We start from the raw sequence: 23809 nt of genomic DNA, 5'->3' as shown, positions 1-23809 counted from the left end.
TCGGGCGTTACACCACCAGTTTCTGCTTGCGCAGCTGGCCCAGGCTTTCCGCGGTGCGATCGACCGGACGGGCCGCGTGCTGCACCCACTCGATCAATTCCGCCACGCCATCCTCGAACGCGCGGGGCTCGCGAACGTCGAACGTCTCGCGCAGCTTCGTGACATCCGCGAAGCAATGGCGAATGTCGCCGACACGGTATTCTCCAAGAATTTCCGGTGCGATGTTCTTGTGCAACAGGCGCGCCAGGGTGCGGGCGATCTCGTTGACGGTGATGGCCCTGCCGCTGCCGACGTTGAACACGTCCCACACGCGCTTGTCGCTGTCGAGTACCGTCGCGAATGCGTTCGCGACATCGCCCACGTGCACGAAATCGCGCTTCTGTTCGCCATCCTCGAAAACCAGCGGAGGATTGTCGTTGAGCAGGCGCGATATGAAAATCGCCGCGACACCGGTGTAGGGATTGCTGAGCGCCTGGCGCGATCCATAGGCGTTGAACAGGCGAAGTGCGACGGTGGGGATGTCCAGCGCCCGCCCCACGGCAAGGAACATTTCCTCATGATCCCGCTTGTTCACCGCATAGATCGAGGCCGGCTCAAGCAACTTGCCCTCCCGCGTGGGCACCGGGGTAAGCGGGCCTTCAGACGTCGCCAGTTCCCACTGCTTGGCCTGGAGTTGCTCGCGGCCACGCAGCGCCGCTCCGACACGTTGACCGTCGGGGCCGAGGTATTCACCTTCGCCATAGATCGACATGGACGATGCCACGGCGATTCGCTCCACCGTGTGGTCCGCCTTGGTCAACGCTTCCAGCATGATGGCAGATGCCATCACGTTGTTGCGGGTGTAATCCACGATGTTGGTCATGCTCTGGCCAACGCCCACCGACGCCGCGAGATGGACAAGGTGGGTAACCCCCCGCAGCGCTGCTTCGAAGACGCCGTCGTCCAGCAGGTTGCCCTTGATGCGCCGGGCGGCAGGATTGAGATAGACCGGCCAACCTTCCGCATCGCATTCGGCGTCGGCATGGACCTGCGGAAGCAGCGCATCCAGCACCGTTACCTCATAGCCGCGTTCAAGCAGCGTGTCGGTCAGGTGCGAGCCGATGAAGCCCGCGCCGCCGGTTACAAGGGCGTGTTTTCTTGCCACGAATGAACTCCTCGAAATCCAGGCCTCAGCCTTGAACCCTGCCCTCACGCACGATGTCGTTGTTGGCATTGACCTTGTGGGTACGCTCCCACGTCAGGCCGGTATCGTTGCGATACATGCGCCATCCCAGCCAGAAGGGGATGATCCAGATGAACCAGAAAACCAGCAGGAACAGCGGATTGACCCGCAGAATGTACCACAAGCGCGCGAGCCGGCCGGGCAGCACGATCTTCGACTTGGTCCACGCCACGATGTAGAACTTGCACCACATCAACAGCAGCACGAAGAAGTTCACACAGGCCAGCCAGATCGTCCATTCCGGCACCGGGCTGTTCCCCTGCGCCCATTTGGCCAACGCCCAGATTCCGATCGGAATGCCGATGCAGTTCAGAGTCAGCGACATGCACGGCAGGAAGTTCAGCCAGGCCTTGATCCGTTCGAGGCGGGTAAAGCCCATCTCCTTGAGCGGCACGTCGAGCGACTGGAAAAAGCCGGCGACCCAGCGCTTGCGCTGCGTGATCCCGTTGCCCAGAGTCTCGGGCACTTCCTCGATCAGCGGTGCCTCGATAAGGCCCAGCTTCTTACCGTTTTTCCAGAGCCGCATACCCACTTCGGGATCCTCGATCGTAATCCACGTGTGGAAGCCGCCAAACTCGAAAAGATCCGACGCCTTGAAGAACAAGCCCTTGCCCAGCACCCAGTACGGGTGCTTGCCGTTGGCGGTAAGGTGGCCGAACTTGTTGGCGTCCCAGACAATATGATCGAAGGCGAACCAGCTTGCCGGGAGCGACGCCAGCAGATTGCCGGCGATGTTCGTGGATTGCAGCACATCGTACTGCCGGATCCCCACAGCGCCGGCCAGGAAGTGGTCCGGCAACGGCGCGCTGTCGGCGTCGATGTAGTTGACCAGGAAGTCTCCCGGCCGGCTCTTGTGAACGTTGTAGAACGCGTAGATCAGCTGGCGCGTCTTCTTGGCCGGCAAGTCACGGACCCCGGCGCGCGCTCCCCGGTTGTACCAGTAGGCGTGCGGATTGCCTTCCCAGGCGTCCCATACCACTTGCCAGCGGGGATCGGACGTGGCCGGAACCTCCATGATTTCCAGGAAAGGAAATTCCGCCTGCAAACGGCGCAGGCTGGCGACGGTTTCGACATCGCTTTCGTTCGGAATGGCAATGATCGTGTACTTGTCCGATGGATAGTCGAGCCGGGCGAGCGAATGGAACGTCGTCCGCATCGTCTCCTCCAGCTCCCGCAGGACCGGATAGAACAGAACGATGAACGGGTACTCCTCCTTGGGGATGCGGCTCAGCTGGCTCATGTCCACGCGGTTTACCGGACGGGTATAGAAATACCCGTCAACCAGCATCGCGGCGAGATAGAGGAACTGGGTGATCACAAATACCCAGATCAGGACCGTGTTAAGCATCGTCACGACCGTAGTCCCCCGCCTTGCATTGCATCATCACATTCCACTTGGAGTCACGTTACGCATCGAGCGCAACCCGCCACGAATCGCGTTCGATGATTCCCTCGAAGTAGGCTATCGTCGCCTTCAGCCCTTGCTCCAGATGCGTTCGCGGCTTCCACCCCAGCACCTTCTGCGCGCGCGTGATATCCGGCCTGCGCCGCAAAGGATCATCCTTGGGAAGCGGCAGATATACAATGGGGGAACGGGAACCGGTCATCTTGACGACCAGTTCGGCGAGTTCGCCCACCGTGATCTCCGCGGGATTGCCAATATTCATCGGACCGCGCGCGTCGTCTCCGCCGGCCATCAGCATCTGAAAGCCCTCGATCATATCATCGACATAGCAGAACGACCGGGTCTGTGATCCATCGCCGTTGATGGTGATCGGTTCGTTCCGCAACGCCTGCATGATGAAGTTCGAAACAACGCGTCCATCCTGCGGGTGCATTCTGGGTCCATAGGTATTGAAGATGCGCACCATGCGCAGCCGCAGATCATGCATCCGGCAAAAATCGGTCAGCATCGTTTCCGCAAACCGCTTTCCTTCGTCGTAGCACGAGCGCGGCCCTACGGTATTGACGTTGCCATGGTATCCTTCCCGTTGCGGATGCACCAGCGGATCGCCGTAGACTTCGGACGTCGATGTGTGGAACACATCGGCACGGTCGTGCGCCGCGCGAGCCAGCACGTTCCAGACGCCCTCCGAGCACACGCGCAAGGTGGCGACCGGATCTTCCTGGTAGTGGACCGGGGATGCCGGGCAGGCCAGGTTGTAAATCTCGTCGAACTTCGGCAGTTCGGGCAGCGGCTTGACGATATCGTGTTCGACAAGGTGAATCTTGCCCGTGCCGGTGAAGCCGAAAAGGTTTTCGCGGCTGCCGGTGTGCAGGTTGTCGAGACAATAGACATCGTGTCCGACACTGGCGAGGCGTTCGGCAAGGTGCGAACCGAGAAAGCCCGCTCCGCCGGTCACGAGGATGGTTTTCGCCTTTTGCTCGATCACCGGGAATCGCCTGGCATGCGTGCCATCGCCGCGCGCCGGGCGCGGTGCCGCTGGCGCGGCAGCGGGGCTTCCGGAACCAATCGCACCAGCGACAGGGCTTTTGCTGTCAATCGATCGTCCCAATGCCAACCTCCAATGATAAAATCAGGTATTCAGAAATTATACCACACCCCGAACGTCAAACCGCGTTGACGCAAGGCATTCCTGCCATACAGAGTTGCAGTATAGCCTGCCTGAAAAGAGATATTTTTATTGACGCTATAAACAAGCGAAAGGAAACCATCGCCGTAACGATAGGGCCGGTTGAATACACCGCGCCCGGCTCCGTCCGAAATTGTATTGGCACTCGATGCGAGTACCATGAACTTCGGGCTCAAATGAACGCCGGCACTGCCATCGATGTGGGTTTCGTTGGGCAGATCGCCAGAGCGGACACGGTAACCCGCTTCCGCGGACACAAACACGCGCGAATCGAAGTAGGCCGCAGCGAGTCTGGCATCGAAGTCCGTGCCGGTGTTGCCAAGCTGCGCGACGTTCCCGGTGTTGCCATGTCCGGCGATACGCACCAGCGCCTGCGTCGAAACAGCCCAGTGCGAACCCCGCGCCAATTGCAGCCGCGCTCCGAGTTCGGAATAGCCGAAACCGGTCGTCTGATCCGCGTTGTCGATATGCACGTGCCGGAAGCTGGGCGCGGCGATGACCGTCAGGTTGTCCGTGACGCCATATTCCGCATTAACGTAAACTTGGCGCAGCTTGTATTTGTTAATGCTGGCCACGTCGCCGTTGTCATCGAAACCTTTGGCACTATCGGTCAGAACGGTGGTGACGATGACCCGGGCCTGCCCCTTTTGCTGGACGAACGCATCCGCCCATGCAGGTTCGCCGACCATCGCCGCGGCTACGGCAAACGGCAGCATCCAGCCCTTAAAGGCATTCGACTTCACTGATGGCATGTGTATCGGCCCCTGTTCAGGATGCTGTTGTAGCAGACTTTTTTTCTTGCCGACCCGCCGATTCTAGGTCGTACCGCAATGGGACCAATTTGACGAGATCCTTATTGAAAAGGGTTAACACCCGGCGCCTGATCGGCCAGGCGACCGGGCCGTGGATGTCCCGGTTTTGCACGTGCTGCCTGCGCCGTCTTGCCAAAAGCCGCCACCACACCCTATCCGCCCCCAGGCAAGCCGTCCGCGCGGCAGCACGTCAGGAAGGGCCTCTCGGGCAGGAATGAAAAGGCGACAATTGCTCCGCCATGCCATTGCGCTGCCGGCCGCTCTGCCCGGCCTGGCCAGCAGCAGGGCTTTGGCCGCCATCCAGGGCGGACCGCGAGTCGCGTTCGGCATCGCAGCGCAAACGCGGCAGCTGTTGACCGATCCCGGATTTCGCGACGCCGTCGTCCGCGAATGCGATATCCTGACCCCGGAACTCGAAATGAAATGGGGGTTTGTCGAAGAAAACCAGGGTTCGGCCAATCTGGCCCCCGCCGACCAGATGAGCAATTTCGCACGGCGCTTTGGCAAGCGCATGCATGGGCACGCGCTGATCTGGCATAAAAGCACGCCGGACTGGGCAGCCAGCCAGATGATGACCAATCCCGACTGGCGCATCATCGACGCTTTCATCCAGCGGATCGTCCCGCGTTATGCCGGGGTGGTGGAAAGCTGGGACGTTGTTAACGAACCGTTCGCGGACAACGGTCGCCCCGACGGGCTGCGCGTATCGCCGTTCCTCACGGCATTCGGGCCGGACTATATCCGGCGGGCGTTCGAGCGGGCCAGATCGTTGGCACCGACCGCCAAGCTCTATCTCAACGATTATGGCTTCCTCTACGACGACAGCGAATCGGAAGCCCGTCGCACCGCCGCGTTACGGTTGCTGGAAGCGCTGAAGAAGCACAGCGTCCCCGTCGACGGCCTGGGCATCCAGGGCCACGTCGATCTGGAGCGCACGGGTACGTTTCGTCAGGAAACCTTCGCCCGCTTTCTCAAGAGCGTTGCCGACATGGGCTGCGCGATCCGAATAAGCGAATTCGACGTCCGCGAGCACGAGACCGCCATCCCGGTCGAACAACGCGACGCGCTCGTCGCCGATGCCACCGCGGCGGTTCTCGACGTTGCCGCCGATTGCCCCGCGCTTGTCAGCGTAACGTGCTGGGGCCTGTCGGATCGCTATTCGTGGCTGCCCCTGCCAAGCGAGACAGCGGGCCTTAACCGCGGGCTGCCGCTGGACAGCGACTTGCGCCAGAAGCCGATGTACCGGGCATTGATGAAGGCGCTGCGCCGGTAAGCCTGCGCCACGGATATCGGGGTGAACCGTGCGTTAACCTCATCGCGGCAAGCGATCTTAACCGAAACGGGTCCATCGGGTCTGCTCCGATGAACAAGTTTGCGGTGACTTGTGCTTGCGTCTCGTCGCTCCGTACTCAAATCTCTCGCGTTCGTGCCGCTGGCGGGCGGCACGAAGCCGTTTGCGTGGGATTACGGGAAAATGGCGCCGCTGCAGCAAAACGACCTCGAACAGCCCCACCCCCCCGGTCGGCTGCGGTTCGGAACCGCGGTCCGGCCGGAACAGCTGTTCGGAGCTGCGCCGCTTGCCAGCGCGATTCGCGAATGCGATCTGCTCGTGCCCGAATACCATGGCCAGTGGAGCGCCGTGGAGTGGCGCCGGGGCGACCCGTGGTTTGGCAACTATGACGCGATCGTCGCCTTTGCCGCACTGAACAACCAGACCGTGCGCGGCCATTCCCTGATATGGGAACAGATGACGCCCGAATGGGCACGCCAGGAAATGCGCCAGCAGCGCGACTGGCGCACGATCGAGCGGCATTTCGGCAACCTTGTGGGGCGCTATCGCGGCAAGATCGCGGAGTGGGTGGTGGTCAACGAAATGATCGACACCGAACATGGTCGCCAGGACATCCGCCGCAACAGCTTTCAACGCGCGTTCGGCAACGGCTATGTCGCGCAAGCCCTGCACACGGCCCACGCGATCGATCCATCGGCCCGGCTGATGATCAACGATTACGCGCTGTACCATGAAAACCCCACCGACGAGGCCCGGCGCAAGGCGCTGCTCAAGCTGGTGGAAAAGCTCAAGGCCGAAGACGTGCCGCTGGATATCGTCGGCATCCAGGGGCATCTGGAAATCGTCAAGGGTCCGGTGCCGCAGAAGCGCTTCGCCCGCTTCCTCAGGGATCTGGCGGATACCGGGGTGGAACTCGCTCTCACCGAACTGGACGTGCTGGAAGACGACCGCTCCTTGCCGGTTGATCAACGGGATGCGCGCGTTGCGGATATGGTGCAGGGCCTGCTCGACGTTGCGTGCAGCGAACCCGCCATGCGCAGCATCACGACCTGGGGCTTGAGCGACCGCGACAGCTGGCTGCAGGAAAAATGCGAAGACACCAAGGTCGCCATGCAGGAAGCGAGCGTCGACAATTGCAAGCTGAACCGGGGGTTGCCGTTTGATGGCGGAATGGCCGCCAAGCTGATGCGCAAGACGATCGCGCTGAACATGCCGCAATCGCGGTTCGCGGCCAACGCCTGACCAGCCCTGGCGTGAGGCCGGGGCGAATCCGGCGGGCGCCGATAGCGCCCCGATAGGCATCATCGATAGGCGTCGCCTTCCGTCCGGGCAGCGGAAAGCGCCTCGCTGACGAAGTCGGAAAATTCGCGCAGGAAACGTTCCCGGCTGAAGCGCATGGCATGCGCGCGGATCGCCGCGGGATCGAACGCGGTCTCGGTGGCTTCGAACGCCTCGATCGCCTGTATCAGCCCCTCGGCTGTCTGATCCTGGAAATGCAGGCCAGAAAGGCCGGGAACCACCGTTTCCGTGGCCCCGCCCGACGCGAACGCGATGACCGGACGGCCAGATGCCATTGCTTCCACCGGAGCGATCCCGAAGTCCTCCTCTCCCGGCATCAAGAAGGCGCGCGCGGTCCGGTAATAGGTCTTCAGGTCTTCAAACCTGCACTGTCCCGCGAACTCGATCGTAGGCCCCGCCAGCTTGCGCAGGCGGGGCGTTTCAGGCCCCGTGCCAGTGATCACGAGCCGGCGCCCCAGCCGGTTGCAGGCTTCGATCGCCAGATCGATCCGCTTGTAGGAAACGTGCCGGCCGGTGATCAGGTAAAAGTCCTCGATACTTCCGGCCGTGGAGAACTCTCCGACTTCCACCGGCGGGTATATCACCGTCGAAGGGCGCCGATAATACTTGGATATCCGCTTGGCGACGTGGTGGGAGTTCGCAATGAAGCGGTCGACGCGCTTTGCGTTGGTGACATCCCATATTCTAAGCTTGTCGATCGTCAAGGACACCGCGGTACGCTGAAGCCAGCCGGTGCTCGCACGATACTGGTGATACTGGTCCCAGATATAGCGCATCGGGGAATGGCAGTAGCACACGTGAACCGCCCCAAGAGGCGGCAGAATGCCCTTCGCGGGGCCGGATTCGCTGGAAATGATCAGGTCGTAGTCGTCGAGGTTAAGGTTCTCCAGCGCGAACGGCGCGAGCGGAAGAAGCGCGCGGTGCATCTTCGGCGCGCCGGGAATCTTTTGCAGCAGGCTGGTGCGCAAGCGGTGCCGGGGAACAACGGTATCCGCATAATCCAGCTTCGCCACCATGGTATGCACGTCGGCCTGCGGAAATATCCGCAGCATCGTTTTCACGACGTTCTCGCCGCCGCCCGGCCCCACCAGCCAGTAATGCACGATCGCGACGCGGAGGCCGGCGAAGCGTGCAGCCAGGCCGGCTTCCAGATCCGCATCGGGATCGGAAGCGGCGGTTATCACGGGCATCTGCTTGTCCAAGTTCACACCCCACTTACGGAAATCGGCCCGTTTACTCCAACGCGCAAGTAACGCCCCCCGCGCCCGCCGTCGTTAGATACCGAAATACTCCCTATACCATGACACAAATCGTGCGACACCTTCGCGAACATCGGTTTGCGGGGCATAGCCGGTCAGGTTGCGCAGCAGCGTGGCATCCGCCCATGTGGCGGGAACATCGCCCTTCTGCATGTCCATATAATTGCGGATCGCGGGACGGCCGCATTCGGCTTCCACGGCATCGACAAAGTCCGTCAGTTTCACCTTGTCGGAATTGCCGATGTTCACCACGCGCCATGGTGCCGCCGGGCTCAGCGAATCCCATTCTGGAACATCTTCGGCGTGTTCGGGGCGCTGCGGCACGGCATCGATCAGCAGCCTTATCCCCTTAACCAGATCCGTCACATAGGTGAAATCGCGATACATCTCGCCGTTGTTGTCGATGTCGATTGGCGTCCCTTCGAGGATACCGCGCGTAAACTTGTAAAGCGCCATGTCCGGCCGCCCCCACGGCCCGTAGACCGTGAAGAACCGGAACATCGTGGTCGGCAGATTCCAGAGATGGGCGTAGCTGTGGCTCATGGCTTCGTTGGCCTTCTTCGTTGCGGCGTAGAAGGTCAGCGGCGTATCTGTCTTGTGCTGCTCCGCATAAGGCATCTGCGTATTGGCGCCATAGACCGAGGATGTTGACGCCATCAGCAAATGATCGACCGCCAGCTCGCGCGCGCATTCCATGACGTTGAACGTGCCCACGAGATTGCTTTCCAGGTAGGCGCGCGGGTTTTCGAGACTGTAACGGACGCCTGCCTGCGCCGCCAGGTGCACTACGACATCGGGCCTTTCGGCCTCGCAGAACGAACGCAGCAGATCGAAATCCTCAAGCATCCCCTCCTGCGCCCGGAAATGCTGGTTCTGCAACAGCATCTGGTGCCGGCGCTGCTTCAAAGCGACATCGTAATAGTCGGTCAGGCCGTCAAACCCGACGACGGCAAAGCCTTCGTTCAGCAAAAGCTGGGACAGATGGTAACCTATGAATCCGGCGGATCCGGTAACGAGAACCTTACGCATCTGGAATTGAATTCCTGCTGAAGTATTGCGCCGGGGCAGAGATCAACGACCGACCGCGTGATATTCGAACCCGGCCCCCTCGACTGTGTCGCGGGCGTAGATATTCCGGAGATCGACCAGCAGGCGCCGCCGCACAAGGCCGGACATGCGCGCAAAATCCAGCGCGCGGAAGGCGTCCCATTCCGTCACGATCACCACCGCGTCCGCTCCTTCGATCGCCGCGTAGGGGCCATCGAAATAGGCCACGTTCTGCAGAACCGCCTTGGCCTGCTCCGTCCCTTCGGGGTCATGCGCATGTATGATCGCTCCCGCATCCTGCAGCGCCTGCACAATGGCGATCGACGGGGAGTCCCGCATGTCGTCCGTATTGGGCTTGAAGGTCAGGCCCAGAAGCGCAACGGTCGCGCCACGCACGTCACCGCCCATGGCGGCGATGACCCGGCGGCCCATGGCGCGCTTGCGGCTTTCGTTGACCGAGACCACCGCTTCGACGATCCGCTGCGGTGCTTCGAAATCCTCGGCCGTCTTCAGCAACGCCAGCGTATCCTTGGGGAAGCAGCTGCCGCCATAGCCCGGTCCGGCGTGCAGGAACTTCGACCCGATGCGGTTATCGAGACCGATGCCCCGTGCAACGTCCTGCACATCGGCCCCCACCTTCTCGCACAGATCGGCGATCTCGTTGATGAAGGTGATCTTGGTCGCCAGGAACGCGTTGCCAGCATACTTCGTCAGTTCGGCGCCGCGGCGGCTCATCTCGATCACCGGCGACCGCCCGAGGGCAAGCGGACGATAGATCGCGCGCATCACCTCCAGCGCGCGGGGATCGTTGCCCCCGATCACCACACGGTCAGGCCGCTTGAAATCGTCGATCGCGGCCCCTTCGCGCAAAAATTCGGGATTGGAAACAACCGCAAAATCCGCGCCGGGGTTGGCTTCGCGAATGATGCGTTCGACTTCGTCGCCGGTTCCCACCGGTACCGTGGACTTGTTGACCACGACCGTAAAGCCGTCCAGCGAATGGGCGATTTCCTCCGCCGCCGCATAGACATACGAAAGGTCAGCGTGGCCATCGCCCCGGCGCGAGGGCGTTCCCACCGCGATGAAAATGGCATCGGCGCTGCGGGTAGCCGCGGCCAGATCCGTGGTGAACGACAGGCGCTCAGCCTTCACGTTGCTGGCGACGAGCTGATCCAGCCCCGGTTCGAAGATCGGAATGCGATTGGCGCGCAATGCCTCGATCTTCTCCTCGATCTTGTCCACGCAGATCACGTCGTGGCCGAAATCGGCAAAGCACGCCCCCGAAACGAGTCCGACGTAGCCCGATCCAATCATTGCAATACGCATAATCCATCAAACCTCTGCAAAGGGTTCCTGCCATCCGCAGGACCGCTTTCAATTCCAGCCGACCACTATCCGGGCTGATGCTGCGACGCAACATTATCCCCATGACATCAAGCATCTGCAAAACAGGAACGCCCTCCGAACAACCGTCGCTTAGGGCTGACGGTCCTTCGGGATCATCGTGCCTCCACCTCTTCGCTGCGGACCGATATCGCGGGTTCCCAAACGGCATAGGTCTTGCGGGTAAATGCCCCTTCCAGCACACCCAGGCCAACGCCGTGAAGGCTTATGATCGCGGAAATGGCCAGCGACGCCTGGTGTATGCCCAGCCGATCGCCAACATAGAGCAGCGCCGCCGCCGCCGGGATGACGGCGGCGGCGGCGAGCGGAGAGATGGCAAGGCCAAGGAGCAGCGTTGCACTGATCGCCAGGCCCAGCAGCGAAAACGGCATCATCCACTTCAGCACCCGGTGCGAGATATAGGCGTAGAGCGGAAGGGCCGGCATCAGCCGCAACTGCGGCCACAGGAACCGGTGCACTTTGATGGCCTGGCAGGATATCCGCTGCTTGCGCCTCTTTTCCTCGATCGATCCGGTTGCGCTGCGTTCGAAAACCAGCACATGATCGACCGAAACAACGCGCAGGCCCTTTATCAGCACGGTGAGGCTGAGATACAGGTCGTCGATCAGGTGCGCCGGCGGCACTTCATACGCGGAACGGCGGATGACGAACATCGCACCGTCGCACCCGATCAGGCCTACTGTCCGGGTTTCGATGCGCTTGATCCTCTCTTCGATCGACCAGTATGTCGCCCCGAGCGTGCTGGTCGGCGTCTCCCCCGGATTGGAATAGACGAGTTTTGCCGTGACCATGCCTACCGACGGATCGCCGAACGGACGCACGAGTTCAAGCGCCGCATCGTCCGAACTGCGGACGTTGGCATCGGTAAACATGATGAGATCGCTATCGGACCGCGCCGCCAGCATGTTCATGCCGTAAGTCTTGCCCCTCCGCTGATCGCTTTCGACAAGGTCGATGCGATCGGCGAAGCCGCGCAGGATGCCCACCGTTCCATCGGTTGGGCAATCCGCGAAGACATGCACCGTGGCCGGACCGTAGGCCTGCGCCATCGCCAGCAGGCACGTTATCTTTTCGGCAATGACCTCCTGCTCGTTATAGGCCGAAACGCATATGGCAAGGCTGGGCCGCGCGGAATCTCGGGGCTCCAGCGAGAGCGGCGGCTGCCGCCGCGAGAGCAGTTGCAGCGAAATCGGGTATGTCACCAAGGAATGGAAGGCGAGCGCCAAAAACAGCACGCTCGCGGCCGAAGCCGTCACAAGAGCGATCGTATGAATGGTCCCACATCCCTTTCAGGGTCGCACAATCAAAGGCATCCGCCGCGACAAGATTGCCTAGTGTCGATTCGGTTGCAAGCCTGTTAACTTGATCACTCGCGCTGCAAAATCTTGTTTTTGTGCAAAAGTGGGAATGGTCGCAAAAATTTGTCGCACTGCGGTATGTTGACGGGGCGGAGCCATCCACGTAGTTAAAGTTCCCACGGAAAACGGGTGTTAAAAAATGCGTAAGTTTTCGCTAATCTTGGCAGTGCTCGCGTTTTGCTCGTTCGGGATGCTGGCGCAGGCGGCGCCGGCGGCGGGCAGTCAGCCGTCCGGGCTGACCGTTCCATCCTCGCAAAGCGCCCAGGACGGCTATATCCTTGGCGCGGGCGACAAGATATCCATCCTGGTTTACGACGAGCCAAATCTCAGTGGCGAACAAATCGTTGGCCCGGACGGCACCGTAACGGTTGCGCTCATCGGACCGGTGCCGGCAGCGGGCCGCACCGCCTTCGATCTCACGACCGATATCCGCCTGCGGCTCGCCAACGGGTTCATCCGCAACCCCAGCGTTACCGTCAATCTGGTGTCCTACCGGCCGTTTTACATTCTGGGCGAAGTCAACCGGCCCGGCCAGTACGACTATGTGAAGGGCATGTCTGTTTTTGCTGCGATTGCGAAGGCCGAAGGCTTCACCTATCGTGCGCGCAAAAACTACGTGTTCCTGAAACGCGAAGGCGCGGATCATGAGGACAAGGTGAACCTGACTTCAGATCTTCTGGTTCAGCCCGGCGATACCATCCGGGTTGGAGAACGGCATTTCTAATGCTGTCGTGCCGGGGGTCATCACAGCATTGCAACCACTGGATCGGGCCTGGCCGGCGCCGCGCCCTTGCGGTTGCGTCGCTGGCGGCGATGGCCTGCCATGCCCCACTCGCGCGGGCACAAGCCTTTGGCGAACTGCTCGATTCTGAAATCCCGCTGTCGACGAAGACGGGCCGCAATCTTGGCGTTCTCGATCGCTATTTCGAGAAACTGGAGCCGCAGGGCATCCCGGCGGGAGGCTTTCGCGTCTATCCTTCCCTCGTCGGCGCAATCGGCTACACAACCAACGTTGTCGGCGCGGAGCAGAATCCCAAGAGCGATTTCTATGCGCAGGTTGTGCCGCAGATCGTCGCGCAGAGCCAGTGGAACCGCCATTCCCTGCGGCTGACAAGCTATTTTGACGGGCGTCGCTATTTCAGGACGCCGCAGAAGGACCAGGACGGATATCTGGCCCAGCTGGACGGCCGGATCGATATCGTCGGCCAATCCAAGGTCGAGCTCCAGGCCGCGCAGCGCCGCACGTATGAAGACCAGACGGTCGGTTCGTTCCCGGCGAACGGTGGCGGCGCCATCGCGGTCGATCAGACGTCGGCGCTGCTCCGCGGCACGCATGTCATCAACAGGCTGCGCCTGACCGGAAGCACCGACTTCAACCGCCTGACCTATTCGGACACGGTGTCCACATCCGGCACCCTGCTCCGTCAGGGATTCAGAAACCGGTCGGTCTTTCGCGGCAGTGCGCGACTGGAATATTTGCTGAATGCCGAGAACGCCTTTTTCGTCCAGCTGACTTATCGCAAGACGGATTACGATGACCGCTCGGTGGCGAATGACCGCACCAGCAACGAATGGCGTGTCCTGGGAGGGGCCATCGCGGACGCCACCAGCCTCATCCGCGTGGCGCTGGGCGTCGGCTACTACCGCAGGACTTACCAGAACCCCACGTTCCGGACGATCGGCGGTGTGGCGGTCGATGCCCGCGCCGACTACTTCGTTACCACGCTGACCACGGTGTCGCTGATCGCAAGCCGCAAGATCGAAGAAGCAACGCTGGCCAATTCGTCCGGCTATGTCGCCACACGCGGCGGCTTCAGCATCGATCATGAGCTGCTGCGCAACTTGCGTCTGAAACTGGCGGGCGAATACCAGCGCGACCGGTTCCAGAATATCGACCGGCGTGACAGTCTGTTCAACGCGAGCTTCGGCGCCGAATACCGTGCCACGCGCCATTGGGCCTTCCGCCCCAGAATCGAGTACATCCGTCGCGAAAGCTCCGGAATCGACGCCGGACCCGATATCCGCGAATTTCGCGGCCTTTTAAGCATCACGTTGCAGCAATAGCGTCCTTGCGTGTTCGCTGCTGACAGTTCCAGTGGGATGAAAAGATGAACCAGGAAACGACGACCAGCCACGAAACTGGCCAGAACGATCTGGCGGGCATCGTCTCGCGGTCCCGTCGGCACTTGCCGATGATCGCAGGGATACTGGCTTCGACCACGCTTCTGGCTGGAGTCGCCACGCATTTCATGCCCCGGCAGTACACGGCCACTACCGAGATGAACTTCGCCCCCCAGCTATCGCTGGTGAAGGGCAGCAACGAGCAATCGCTTTCCGATGCGCAGCGCGATGCCGCGATTGATGCGCAATTGCAGCTGGTATCGTCGCTGCCCGTGGCCATGCACGTCCTCGACAAGGCCAACCTCAACAACGATCCGGATCTGCGCAAGGCGGCCGGCAAGTTCGCGGCGCGCGGGAACCCGAAAGAAGCAATGGCCGCCGCCCTGCTGCGCGACGTCAGCGCGCGGCGCGTTGGTCAGACATCGCTGTTCCGGATCAGCTACGTCGCCTCTGACCCGCTTGAAGCGGCCCGCATCGCCAACGCGTTTGCGGAAGCCTATCTCGAACGCCAGGTCCAGATGAAGATCGCGCAGAGCGACGCGACCTCGGGACAACTGGAACAGCGGGTGGAACTGCTGCGCAAGCAGGCCGAAGCGGCGGATGCCGAAGTGGCCGCATTCCGCGTCCGCAACAACATCATCAGCGATCCTGATTCGGTCTCGCAGGATCAGGAAATCACCGCAATCAGCTCGCAACTCGCCCAGGCGCGCGGTGAAGCGGCACTCGCCCGCACTCGCAGCGCCGCCAGCGGCAGCACGATCGTCGGCGGCGGTGTCGGCAGCGGCATCGACATCACCACCATATCGCGACTGCAGGAACAGCGCGCCGTGGCTGCGGCCGAACTCGCCGGGCTTGAAGGCCGCTACGGCGACCGCCATCCGCAGGTGATCGCCGCGCGCGAACGCCTGCAAGCCGTCGAAAGCCAGCTGGCCGGGCAGCGGCAACAGATGACCCGGACGGCGGGCGCGGAAGCCAGCGCGGTGTCTGCCCGCGCCGCGTCGCTGGCCGGCAGCCTTGCCGGAGCCAAGGGCCGGCTTGCGGCCAACGTTCGTGCCAGCGCCCAGCTTGGCGACCTCGAACGTAAGGCGGAAACCGCTCGCCAGCTTTATCAGAGCCTGCTTTCCACGCGAGGCGAACAAACCGCGCAGCGCGCGCTTGTTCAACCCGATTCCCGCCTGGTCGCCCCGGCCACACCGCCGCTGCAGCCCAGTTCGCCCAACATGCTCATCAATCTGCTGGTGGGCATGGGCGTAGGTCTCGCCATCGGTCTCACGCTTGCCTTCCTTCGCGAGCGCTGGACGAAGAAGATCGACACGGTCGAAGATATCGATCGTCTGCTGGGTGTGGATTTCCTGAATTCCATTCCCACGCTGTCATCCGCGGTCAAATCCCCCAAGACCAAGAGCCCGGTCGACGCGGTGATGCAGCATCCGATGTCGGCCTTCACGGAAGCCTATCGCAATCTGGCCGCGACGGCGCTGTTCTCGGCAAATCCGGAGCGCGGCGGCAAGGTCATCGGCATCACGTCGGCCCTGCCCCGCGAAGGCAAGACCACCACCAGCATTGCCATGGCCCGCGTCCTGGCGATGGGAGGCACCAAGGTGGTGCTCATCGACGCCGACGTGCGCCGGCGGTCCACCACCAACGTTCTTGCCCCCGACGCCGCCTCTGGCTGGAACGACGTGGCCGGCGATGCGGCGTCGCTGGCAGACGTGTCGATGCAGGACAGCTCGGGTATGGTGCTGCTGCCGGCCGGCCCCAACGCGGCGGCGACGCAGCGCACATTCGACAATTCGCACTTCTCCAAGGTCATCAACACGCTGCGCGGCGCCTATGACGTGATCGTGATCGATACCGCCCCGGTACTGGCGGTCGTCGATACCAGGACGATGCTCGACAACTTCGACAGCCTGATCATGCTTGCCCGGTGGCGCCAGACGCCGATCAAGGCCATTCGCGCCGCGATCCACCAGATCGAAACCATCGGCGGCAAGGTCAGCGGGGTGGCGATGACCATGGTCAACCTGCGGACTCAGGCCCAGTCCGGCTATGGCGATGCGTCCTATTACTACAAGGAAATGAAGGACTACTACGCCGCCGAATAAGGCCGCCGGTTTCCGCGAAGGGTCAACACATGATCGCTGCGCCCCCGGCCCGCTCAGTCTGGCATAGGACGTCGTCGAAGTTGCGGAACGGCGTGGGCCTTTCCCGGATATGGGCCTTGGCCGACCAGGGGTTTACCGGAGTCGGCAACATCGCGGTGTTCGCCTACCTGGGCCGCGCCATGCCGGTGGAGCAGTACGGCGCGGTCGGCATGATGATCGGCGTGCACTACTTCATCGCGGGGTTTCACCGTTCAGCGATCGTGCTGCCGTTCACGATTGATCATCGCGAAGAAGGACAAGAGCAAGCCGGCGCATCCCGCAATTCCGCGTGGTGCTGGCTTGGATTGCTGTGTGCCATCGGCCTTTCCGCCGGCCTTGCGGGCATTGCGCTCTGCCTGAAGGCACTTGCGCCGCAGGCGTGGCAATGGGCCATCACCGCCCTGTTTCTGGCCGCCGCGATCTCTCCCGCGATGCTGATATGGGAATTCGCGCGCCGCTGGCTCTTCAAGATCGGCCGCGCGGAAATCGTTGCGGCCGCATCGTTCGGCTTTGCCGCAACGCTGTGCCTGACGGCGGCTGCCGCCGCGTCCATCAATCCCACCGCGCGCTCGGTTTGCGTCGGCTGGATCGTCGCCAGCGCCGTGGCCACCGCGATCACATTGCCGTTCGCATGGCCGCGCTTTGTCCCGTTGCGCAAGGTACGCGCGCTTGCGCGCGAGAATCGCGGACTGGGCGGCGTGCTGGCCGCCACGCACCTGCCCTATGCGGTTTACAGCAGCGCAACGGTGGTGGTGGTGATCGGCATACTGTTCGGCCCCGCTGCCGCAGGTGTCTTCACGGCGGCGAGAACGCTGACCAACCCCGCGATCAGTCTGGTTTCCGCTATCGATTCGACCGACAAACCGCGCGCCGCGCGGGCGCTGGCGAACGGCGGCGTCGGCGCGCTGGTCCACAGCGTCATGCAGACCCGATTGCTGATCGTGGTGTCCACCGGCCTTTATCTGGGCCTCGTTGCCGTGTTTGCCGCGCCGCTTGCCAAGGCCGTATTCCATGGCCAGTTCCCGGATCTCGCGTTGCCGATCAGGCTGCTGGCGCTTGCCTTCTTTCTTTTCGGGCTGAATCAGCCGTCGGAAACGATCATGATCGTCCTGCGCGCCGGCCGCGCCCTGCTCACCGTGCGCAGCATCACCGCGGCCGCCACCATCGCGGCGCTGTTTGCGGCGCGGCCCTGGGGCGTGATCGGCATGGCCGGCGCCATCTGCCTCACGCAGGCGATCAACCTGGCCCTGCTGGCTTTGACGGAACGGCGCCTGGCCAGGTCCGCAACCGGCCCGGCATCATGACCCATCCCGAAACCTTGCCGGACAAGGTCCGCTTTTCGATCGTGATATTGACCTACGCGCGGGACGCGGTGCTGGCGCAAACGCTGGAAAGGCTGGCCAGCCACATCGGCGGGCGGACCGACTGCGAACTGATCCTCATCGACAACAACACGGATGCGGTCGATCGCTCGGACCAACTCGCCCCCTTCCCGGTGCGCCAGGTGGTGTGGAACGGTGCCAACAAGGGGGTGGTGGCGCGAAACCAGGGGTTTGCGGCCGCCAAGGGTGAATTCGTGGTGCTGCTGGACGATGACGTGTTCGTTGAAACGCCAGACATGCTCGAACGCTTCGCCGCCCTCTTCGAGGAAGATCCGGCGCTGGGCGCGATCACCGTCCGGAAATATGTGCGCGGGGAAACGCGGCGGCGGGTCGACCTGATCCCCCATACCGACAAGTCGATCGACCTGACCCGGTCCTTTCTTACCTTCCGGTTCGTGGGCGGGTGCGTCGGCTTTCGTCTCCGCGCGCTGCGCGAAACGGGAGGGTTTCTTCCGGACTTCTTCTATGGGCTTGAAGAAATTGAACTTTCCTATAGACTGATCGATCTGGGATGGAAAATCCTCTACACTCCCGACATTGTTTGCGAGGAGTTGGAGCACCCCTCTGGTCGACGCCCGAAGCGCGATGTGCAGACAGATCGGCTTGCCAACAAGTTCATCATCAGCTTCTTGCGCATGCCGCAGCCCTATGTTTGGATCAACATGATTGCGTTCGTGCCCTATGCCTATCTGTTCGCGCGCGGAGAAATGGACGTGGCGGGCGCGATACGCCAGTTTCGGGCCTGGCTGAAAAAGCCCGGCCGGCCGGAACGCCGCCCGATCGGATCACGCGCCGTCCGGTATATCCGTTCCTGCGGCGGCGCGGTATGGAGGTAGCCTGACGATGCGGATATTCTCGCCCATGGCATCGACCTTGCTGAAGATCACCGCCATCCTGGCGCCGGCCGGGGCGCTGGCGCTCTATTCCGCCTCGGCCAGCGCGCCGACGATCGACAAGCGCGGCTTCCGGCTCGTTTTCGACGAAGAGTTCGACAAGGCGCCGTCGTTCTACGATGCCACGAACGCGCCGGACGGGCGCTGGAAAACCAACTACTTCTTCGGCGTGCAGGACATCAACCATCCGATCGGGTGGGGATCGCGCACCATCGAGGGCAACAAGGAGATGCAGTATTACGCGCCTCCGGTATTCGGAGTGGCAAGTCCGTTCGAATGGAAGGATGGCGTGCTGACGATCGTCGCGCGTCCCAACCCCAATCCCTCGGATTCCCGCACCCACGGCCTGCCTTACATTTCCGGTCTGATCACGACGGAGAAGTCATTTTCCGCCGCCACCGGCTATTTCGAAGCGCGTCTGGCGCTGCCCAGCGGCAAGGGCCTCTGGCCCGCCTTCTGGCTGCTGCCCGTTCCGCGCATGGAAAACGGCAACCCCATGGAGCCGGGAAAGCAGGAACTCGATGTGATGGAATCGGTCAGCGAGCCCGGCCGGATCTATCACACGGTCTTTACCGACGATCAGGGCAACAAGGTCAAGGACGGAAGCTTTTACGATACCGGCAGCGACCTCACGCAATACCATACCTATGGCGTGAAAGTGACCGACACCGAAATCGTCTGGTACTTCGACGACCGTGAAGTGCGCCGCGTCAGCAACGTCGATTTCAAGCGGCCCGCCTACATGCTGCTGAATCTCGCGGTGGGCGGCGAATGGCCGGGCGCGCCCGACAAGACCACGCGCTTTCCCGCGCACATGAAGATCGATTGGGTGCGGGCCTACGCTCTGCCATGACCGGCACACCGCGCTCGGCGCCGATCACGCTGCCGCTTCTCGGCCTGGGGTGCGCGCGCATGGGGTCTTTCAACAACGAGCAGACTTTCGCGGAAAGCGTGAACCTCGTCCGGCATGCCCTGGATATGGGCGTTTCCCTGTTCGACACCGCCAACATCTATGGCCAGGGCGACAGCGAGCGCGCCATCGGCCATGGCCTCAAGGGTTCGCGCGACCGGGCCATTGTGGTGACGAAGGCCGGCAACGCCTTTTCCGCCAGGATGCGCGTCATGCGCCCGCTGAAGCCGCTGCTTCGCCCTCTGGTCGCGGGACGGAGCGCGGGCGGAGCGGTTACCGCGCAGCGCGATGCGACGCTGCGCACCGACTGGAGCGCGAATGGCCTTCTGCGCAGCCTCGAAGGCTCGCTGCGGCGCTTGCGCATGACGCATGTCGACATCTTCCTGCTACACAGCCCCCCGGCCGATATCGTTGTCAGGGAAGAGACGATCGCCGCGCTGGATCGCGCGCTTGCATCGGGCAAAGCGCGCGCCGTCGGCGTGGCGTGTGACGATCTGGCCGCGCTCGACGCCGCCCTGGCGATACCGGTAACGCAGGTTCTGGAACTGCCGTGGGATATTCTGGCAGGCATCGCGGGAACACCCAGGGCTGCCGCGATTGGCGCGCGCCGAATCGCCGTGATCGCGCGCGAGGTGATTCGTCTCCAGCCCGGCATCCCCGCACCCGACGCGGTTGCAAACGCCGTGCGGCTGCCTTTTGTGGCCTCCACGCTGATCGGTTCGCGGCGGATCGACCGGGTGCGCGACATCGCGCAATTCATCGCATGCGTGGACGCCCCGACTGACCTGGAAACGGCCCCATGAATATTGCCTTCGTTGGTTGCGGGTATGTCTTTGACATCTACATGCGGACCCGCTGGGCCTATCCGGAGATCGGGATCGCGGGCGTATTCGATGTGGACACCGCGCGATCGGAGGTTGTGCGCAAGCATTATGGCCTGAATGTCTACCCGGACCTTGAAGCGCTGCTGACCGACCCGACGGTCGATATCGTGGTCAACCTGACCAATATCGCCTCCCATGACGAAGTGACGCGAAAGGCGCTGGAAGCCGGCAAGCACGTCTATACCGAAAAGCCCATCACGACCGATCTCGACGGCACGCGCGCGCTTTTCGCTCTGGCCGAGGCGCGCGGCCGCGTCCTCGCCGCCGCGCCATGCAATCTGCATTCCGATGCGGTCAGCACGATCTGGAAGGCCGTTACCGACGGCGCGATCGGCAAGCCCGTGCTGATCTACGCGGAAATGGATGACAATCCCGCGCACCTCATGCGCCTTGATACGGTACAGAGCCCGACCGGCGCCCCCTTCCCCTATGCCGAGGAACTGCAGGAAGGCTGCACCATCGAACATGTGGGCTATCATCTGGCGTGGATGTGCGCGATGTTCGGGCCGGTTGTCGGTGTCACCGCCTTTTCGAAGTGGCTTGTTCCAGACAAGGTGGCCACACCGCTCTCCCCGCCTGACACGCCTGATTTCTCAGTGGCCTGCCTTGATTTCGAAAACGGCGTGGCCGCGCGCGTCACGTGCAGCTGGGTTGCCCCGCGCGATCACCGGATGCGGATCATCGGCGACGAGGGCGAACTCTCTGTCGACAATGCCTTTCACGATCAGTCGCCGGTGCGGCTCGAACGGTTTTCCCGCGTCAGCCTGACCGCGCGCAAGGCCTTCTCCATGCGCAACCAGCCCCTTCTGGGCCAGCGCTTCGGTGTGGGCGGCACGGCGCTGAAACTTGTTCGCCGCTGGAAATCGCACGCGGTGGAAGCCGAAAAGGGCGTGGGGCGGTCCCTGAAGCATCGCGCGGTCAGCTGGTTGCGCCGCCGGGAGATCTACGCGCAAGACAAGCTGCTCGGCATTGCGGAGATGGGTAAAGCGATCGCGGAGAATAGATCACAGCCGATGCCGGCCGATTTTCTTATTCACCTTAACGAACTGACCCTGTTGATCCATCGCGCCGGCACCACCGGCATCACGACGCGCCCGACCACAACATTCGCGCCGCTGCGATTGTTCGATGACATTGCCTCGGCGCCGATAGACTATCGCACAACTTACCGGCCAAAGGTTCTTGAACGGTTCGCGGCAAAACTGGTCGACCGGTTACATCGCCGATAGTGGCCGGTTCAATGCGTTAGAACGGCAACCTGCCATAAGATAATGGCCCACAGCCCCGCTGAAATAGCGCCAGACGTAATGATGCAGCGCGGCGAAATGGACGGTGTTAACTGCTCTTCCAAGGCACCAGACATCTTCCCGACCCCGTTATTGTGTTATTTTAATGACCTATATCATTAAATTTTGCTGTTTCAAAGTGGGACAACGAAACAATTTTCAAGGGGACGAAGGGTTCCCGCCGGGCTTGATTCGGAACCTCGCGGCCCCGGCGGGCGCTGCGTGCTTTCTCCCCTTCTCCGTCCAGCAGCCCGGGGTGACGGGAAGAAAACACGCCATCACCGCTTGCTACATTCCCTGATCAGCCCGCCGCAGCACGGCGCACTGATGGACCTTGAATTTCCCGCCCCCCGCTGCCGACGACGCCGCGCGGACGGCCGGAACCATCCATCCCTTCGCGCCTGCCGGAATCGTGAAGGGCCGGGTCAGCAGGGTGTAGCGGCACGCTTCGTCCGGCCCGAGATAGGCCGCGCCCGCGAGGGAAAAGAGCGCGTACATCGTCTTGCTCACGCCGGCGACGTTGATGTCCAGCGTGCCGTAAACCCCGGAAAGAACGCCCGGCGTCACGATCTCCACGTCCGCGATCATCTGCACCACGTCGCCCGCCTGCCAGTTGGCGAGGTTGACGGACTGCTGATAGCGGATTTCCTGTGCCGCCGCCGTGAACGTGATGTCGCACACAGCCGCGTTGGCGATCGCGTTGGCCTCGGTGGAAATCGTCGCCGTCGGCCCCGCTGCGGTCGGGCCAAACAGCCAGCTTTGCGGCCCGGTGCCCGTGGCCCCGTTCATCAGCGTGCCGCCGCTGGCCGTGGTGAACAGCGGATTGTCGGCCAGCTGGCGCCGGCCGTTTGCCACATCGCCCTCGGCGCGCGAGGCCAGCAGCAGCGGCGCGCGGACCGGCACGATCGAGGCAAGCAGCGTCGCCAGGCTCTTGCCCCAGCGATAGGCGCCCCGGCCGTTGGCGTGCGTCGGGTCCCAGCTGTAACCGCTGCGATAGGCGATCGCGTTTGATGCCGTCGCCGGGTCGAGCACGATGGAACGCGCATCGTGCGGATAGACGCCCGGCGTCACGTCCGTGTAGTCGCGCAGCCGGCGGTTCAGTTCCAGCCACTGGCCCAGACGCGAGGCATCGGTCCACGCGCCGGTGCCCACTTCCATTTCGATGACGACGACCATGCCCGCGCGCCGGCCTTTTTCGGCCATGGTGACGATATTGGCGGCGGCCGTCGCCCCGCTGGTGCCGGCGCTCGGATATTGCTGCGTGATGTCGTTTACGCCGCCCTGGATGTAGAGCAGCCCGGCGCCGCTCGCCACGGCGGCATCGATCCGCGCCAGCATCTGGTCGGTACGGTCGCCCGAAACGCCGTATTGCTGGCCCAGCAGCACCAGGCGCTGCCCCATCAGCGCGTTGGCCCAGTTGAGCGGCGAGAACGCGCCGTAATTGTAGCCGTTCCGCCCGGTGCCGGCGCCATCCTGGTAGATGGCGTCCACACGACTGTCGCCGATCCCGACGGCGACGTGCGGCAGGCGGCGCAACCGCTGCCCACCAATGGATCCCGATATGCGCGTCATGGCGTCAGGCCTCCCCGATCAGGTTGGTGGCCGTCGTGCCGGTGGCGCGGACATACCGTGCACGCACCGCGACGTAGCTCGCATCGGGAAGGTTGCGGTAGGTCACGTCGGCATCGCCATCGACCCCGCGCAACGTGATATCACCGCCAGACCCGACATAAATACCCTTCGGAATGCTCGGCAATTCGTTGGTGTCATCGGGTTGGATGGCAAACGGCTTGCGCGACGGCGCAGAGGTGCTGTCGCCCAGATTCTTGAATGCATCGGCCAAGGATTACCTCCATCGTTCGAATGAAGGCGGGGCATATATGCCACCCATCCCGTTGTAGGA

The 23809-nt window shown here is 62.5% G+C and carries 20 protein-coding genes; 10 read left to right on the top strand and 10 right to left on the bottom strand.

What is annotated here, in order from left to right; all coding sequences use genetic code 11:
• Window positions 1-7 precede the first annotated feature (7 nt).
• The 4 genes from F1640_RS16355 to F1640_RS16340 form a co-directional block, all read right to left on the bottom strand.
• Window positions 8-1144, bottom strand: a complete 1137-nt coding sequence (locus tag F1640_RS16355; RefSeq protein ID WP_194920138.1) for an NAD-dependent epimerase/dehydratase family protein — start codon at window positions 1142-1144, stop codon at window positions 8-10.
• Window positions 1145-1169: 25 nt separating this feature from the next.
• On the bottom strand, window positions 1170-2570 hold the full coding sequence (locus F1640_RS16350) for a glycosyltransferase family 2 protein (protein WP_194921486.1): 1401 nt from the start codon (window positions 2568-2570) through the stop codon (window positions 1170-1172).
• Window positions 2571-2628: 58 nt separating this feature from the next.
• Complete coding sequence (locus F1640_RS16345; RefSeq protein WP_309229282.1) at window positions 2629-3615, bottom strand: SDR family oxidoreductase; 987 nt, start codon at window positions 3613-3615, stop codon at window positions 2629-2631.
• Between the two features lie 152 nt (window positions 3616-3767).
• Window positions 3768-4568: a hypothetical protein gene (locus F1640_RS16340; protein WP_194920137.1), complete on the bottom strand. Its 801-nt coding sequence runs from the start codon at window positions 4566-4568 to the stop codon at window positions 3768-3770.
• 172 nt (window positions 4569-4740) lie between these two features.
• On the opposite strand from F1640_RS16340, the gene F1640_RS16335 reads away from it, so the two are divergent.
• Together F1640_RS16335 and F1640_RS16330 are read left to right on the top strand one after the other, a co-directional pair.
• Window positions 4741-5901, top strand: coding sequence for an endo-1,4-beta-xylanase (locus F1640_RS16335; protein WP_194920136.1), 1161 nt, complete (start codon window positions 4741-4743; stop codon window positions 5899-5901).
• A 201-nt stretch (window positions 5902-6102) separates the two neighbouring features.
• Window positions 6103-7161, top strand: coding sequence for an endo-1,4-beta-xylanase (locus tag F1640_RS16330; RefSeq protein WP_194920135.1), 1059 nt, complete (start codon window positions 6103-6105; stop codon window positions 7159-7161).
• A gap of 59 nt (window positions 7162-7220) precedes the next feature.
• On the opposite strand, the gene F1640_RS16325 is transcribed toward F1640_RS16330, so the two are convergent.
• From F1640_RS16325 to F1640_RS16310, 4 genes are all read right to left on the bottom strand, one after another.
• Window positions 7221-8408 carry a glycosyltransferase gene (locus F1640_RS16325; RefSeq protein WP_194920134.1) on the bottom strand — a complete coding sequence of 396 codons (1188 nt, stop codon included), beginning with the start codon at window positions 8406-8408 and terminating at the stop codon, window positions 7221-7223.
• 84 nt (window positions 8409-8492) lie between these two features.
• Window positions 8493-9506, bottom strand: coding sequence for an NAD-dependent epimerase/dehydratase family protein (locus F1640_RS16320; protein WP_194920132.1), 1014 nt, complete (start codon window positions 9504-9506; stop codon window positions 8493-8495).
• A 42-nt stretch (window positions 9507-9548) separates the two neighbouring features.
• Window positions 9549-10850, bottom strand: coding sequence for a UDP-glucose/GDP-mannose dehydrogenase family protein (locus tag F1640_RS16315; RefSeq protein ID WP_194920130.1), 1302 nt, complete (start codon window positions 10848-10850; stop codon window positions 9549-9551).
• A gap of 173 nt (window positions 10851-11023) precedes the next feature.
• Window positions 11024-12184 carry a glycosyltransferase gene (locus tag F1640_RS16310; protein ID WP_194920129.1) on the bottom strand — a complete coding sequence of 387 codons (1161 nt, stop codon included), beginning with the start codon at window positions 12182-12184 and terminating at the stop codon, window positions 11024-11026.
• Window positions 12185-12425: 241 nt separating this feature from the next.
• Between F1640_RS16310 and F1640_RS16305 the strand changes: the two genes are divergently transcribed.
• The 8 genes from F1640_RS16305 (at window position 12426) to F1640_RS16270 (ending at window position 21849) form a co-directional block, all read left to right on the top strand.
• On the top strand, window positions 12426-13010 hold the full coding sequence (locus F1640_RS16305) for a polysaccharide biosynthesis/export family protein (RefSeq protein WP_194920127.1): 585 nt from the start codon (window positions 12426-12428) through the stop codon (window positions 13008-13010).
• Between the two features lie 89 nt (window positions 13011-13099).
• Complete coding sequence (locus F1640_RS16300) at window positions 13100-14350, top strand: outer membrane beta-barrel protein (protein ID WP_194920125.1); 1251 nt, start codon at window positions 13100-13102, stop codon at window positions 14348-14350.
• Between the two features lie 44 nt (window positions 14351-14394).
• Window positions 14395-16512, top strand: a complete 2118-nt coding sequence (locus F1640_RS16295; RefSeq protein WP_194920123.1) for an AAA family ATPase — start codon at window positions 14395-14397, stop codon at window positions 16510-16512.
• 116 nt (window positions 16513-16628) lie between these two features.
• The gene (locus F1640_RS16290) at window positions 16629-17855 is read left to right on the top strand and encodes a lipopolysaccharide biosynthesis protein (protein ID WP_194920121.1); all 1227 of its coding nucleotides are present in this window, start codon (window positions 16629-16631) and stop codon (window positions 17853-17855) included.
• The gene (locus F1640_RS16285; RefSeq protein ID WP_194920119.1) at window positions 17852-18769 is read left to right on the top strand and encodes a glycosyltransferase family 2 protein; all 918 of its coding nucleotides are present in this window, start codon (window positions 17852-17854) and stop codon (window positions 18767-18769) included. The genes F1640_RS16290 and F1640_RS16285 overlap by 4 nt, the downstream gene beginning before the upstream one ends.
• Before the next feature lie 25 nt (window positions 18770-18794).
• The gene (locus F1640_RS16280) at window positions 18795-19679 is read left to right on the top strand and encodes a family 16 glycosylhydrolase (protein ID WP_194920118.1); all 885 of its coding nucleotides are present in this window, start codon (window positions 18795-18797) and stop codon (window positions 19677-19679) included.
• Complete coding sequence (locus tag F1640_RS16275) at window positions 19598-20539, top strand: aldo/keto reductase (protein WP_194920116.1); 942 nt, start codon at window positions 19598-19600, stop codon at window positions 20537-20539. Before F1640_RS16280 ends, F1640_RS16275 begins: the two co-directional genes overlap by 82 nt.
• Window positions 20536-21849: a Gfo/Idh/MocA family protein gene (locus F1640_RS16270; protein ID WP_194920115.1), complete on the top strand. Its 1314-nt coding sequence runs from the start codon at window positions 20536-20538 to the stop codon at window positions 21847-21849. Before F1640_RS16275 ends, F1640_RS16270 begins: the two co-directional genes overlap by 4 nt.
• A gap of 345 nt (window positions 21850-22194) precedes the next feature.
• On the opposite strand, the gene F1640_RS16265 is transcribed toward F1640_RS16270, so the two are convergent.
• Together F1640_RS16265 and F1640_RS16260 are read right to left on the bottom strand one after the other, a co-directional pair.
• Window positions 22195-23478 carry a GDSL-type esterase/lipase family protein gene (locus F1640_RS16265; RefSeq protein ID WP_194920113.1) on the bottom strand — a complete coding sequence of 428 codons (1284 nt, stop codon included), beginning with the start codon at window positions 23476-23478 and terminating at the stop codon, window positions 22195-22197.
• A 4-nt stretch (window positions 23479-23482) separates the two neighbouring features.
• Entirely contained in the window at window positions 23483-23749 is a 267-nt protein-coding gene (locus tag F1640_RS16260) for a hypothetical protein (RefSeq protein ID WP_194920111.1), read from the bottom strand.
• Between the last annotated feature and the right edge of the window lie 60 nt (window positions 23750-23809).

Source organism: Novosphingobium sp. NBM11, assembly GCF_015390225.1.
GTDB lineage: Bacteria > Pseudomonadota > Alphaproteobacteria > Sphingomonadales > Sphingomonadaceae > Novosphingobium.
This window is presented reverse-complemented; position numbering and strand designations above follow the sequence as displayed.

Coding starts and splice junctions, on each gene's coding strand:
- F1640_RS16320 (WP_194920132.1), bottom strand. CDS start 9,506: ATGCGTAAGGTTCTCGTTACCGGATCCGCCGGATTCATAGGTTACCAT.
- F1640_RS16315 (WP_194920130.1), bottom strand. CDS start 10,850: ATGCGTATTGCAATGATTGGATCGGGCTACGTCGGACTCGTTTCGGGG.
- F1640_RS16295 (WP_194920123.1), top strand. CDS start 14,395: ATGAACCAGGAAACGACGACCAGCCACGAAACTGGCCAGAACGATCTG.
- F1640_RS16270 (WP_194920115.1), top strand. CDS start 20,536: ATGAATATTGCCTTCGTTGGTTGCGGGTATGTCTTTGACATCTACATG.
- F1640_RS16285 (WP_194920119.1), top strand. CDS start 17,852: ATGACCCATCCCGAAACCTTGCCGGACAAGGTCCGCTTTTCGATCGTG.
- F1640_RS16305 (WP_194920127.1), top strand. CDS start 12,426: ATGCGTAAGTTTTCGCTAATCTTGGCAGTGCTCGCGTTTTGCTCGTTC.
- F1640_RS16350 (WP_194921486.1), bottom strand. CDS start 2,570: ATGCTTAACACGGTCCTGATCTGGGTATTTGTGATCACCCAGTTCCTC.
- F1640_RS16280 (WP_194920118.1), top strand. CDS start 18,795: ATGGCATCGACCTTGCTGAAGATCACCGCCATCCTGGCGCCGGCCGGG.
- F1640_RS16325 (WP_194920134.1), bottom strand. CDS start 8,408: ATGCCCGTGATAACCGCCGCTTCCGATCCCGATGCGGATCTGGAAGCC.
- F1640_RS16300 (WP_194920125.1), top strand. CDS start 13,100: ATGGCCTGCCATGCCCCACTCGCGCGGGCACAAGCCTTTGGCGAACTG.
- F1640_RS16340 (WP_194920137.1), bottom strand. CDS start 4,568: ATGCCATCAGTGAAGTCGAATGCCTTTAAGGGCTGGATGCTGCCGTTT.
- F1640_RS16265 (WP_194920113.1), bottom strand. CDS start 23,478: ATGACGCGCATATCGGGATCCATTGGTGGGCAGCGGTTGCGCCGCCTG.
- F1640_RS16330 (WP_194920135.1), top strand. CDS start 6,103: ATGGCGCCGCTGCAGCAAAACGACCTCGAACAGCCCCACCCCCCCGGT.
- F1640_RS16275 (WP_194920116.1), top strand. CDS start 19,598: ATGGCCGGGCGCGCCCGACAAGACCACGCGCTTTCCCGCGCACATGAA.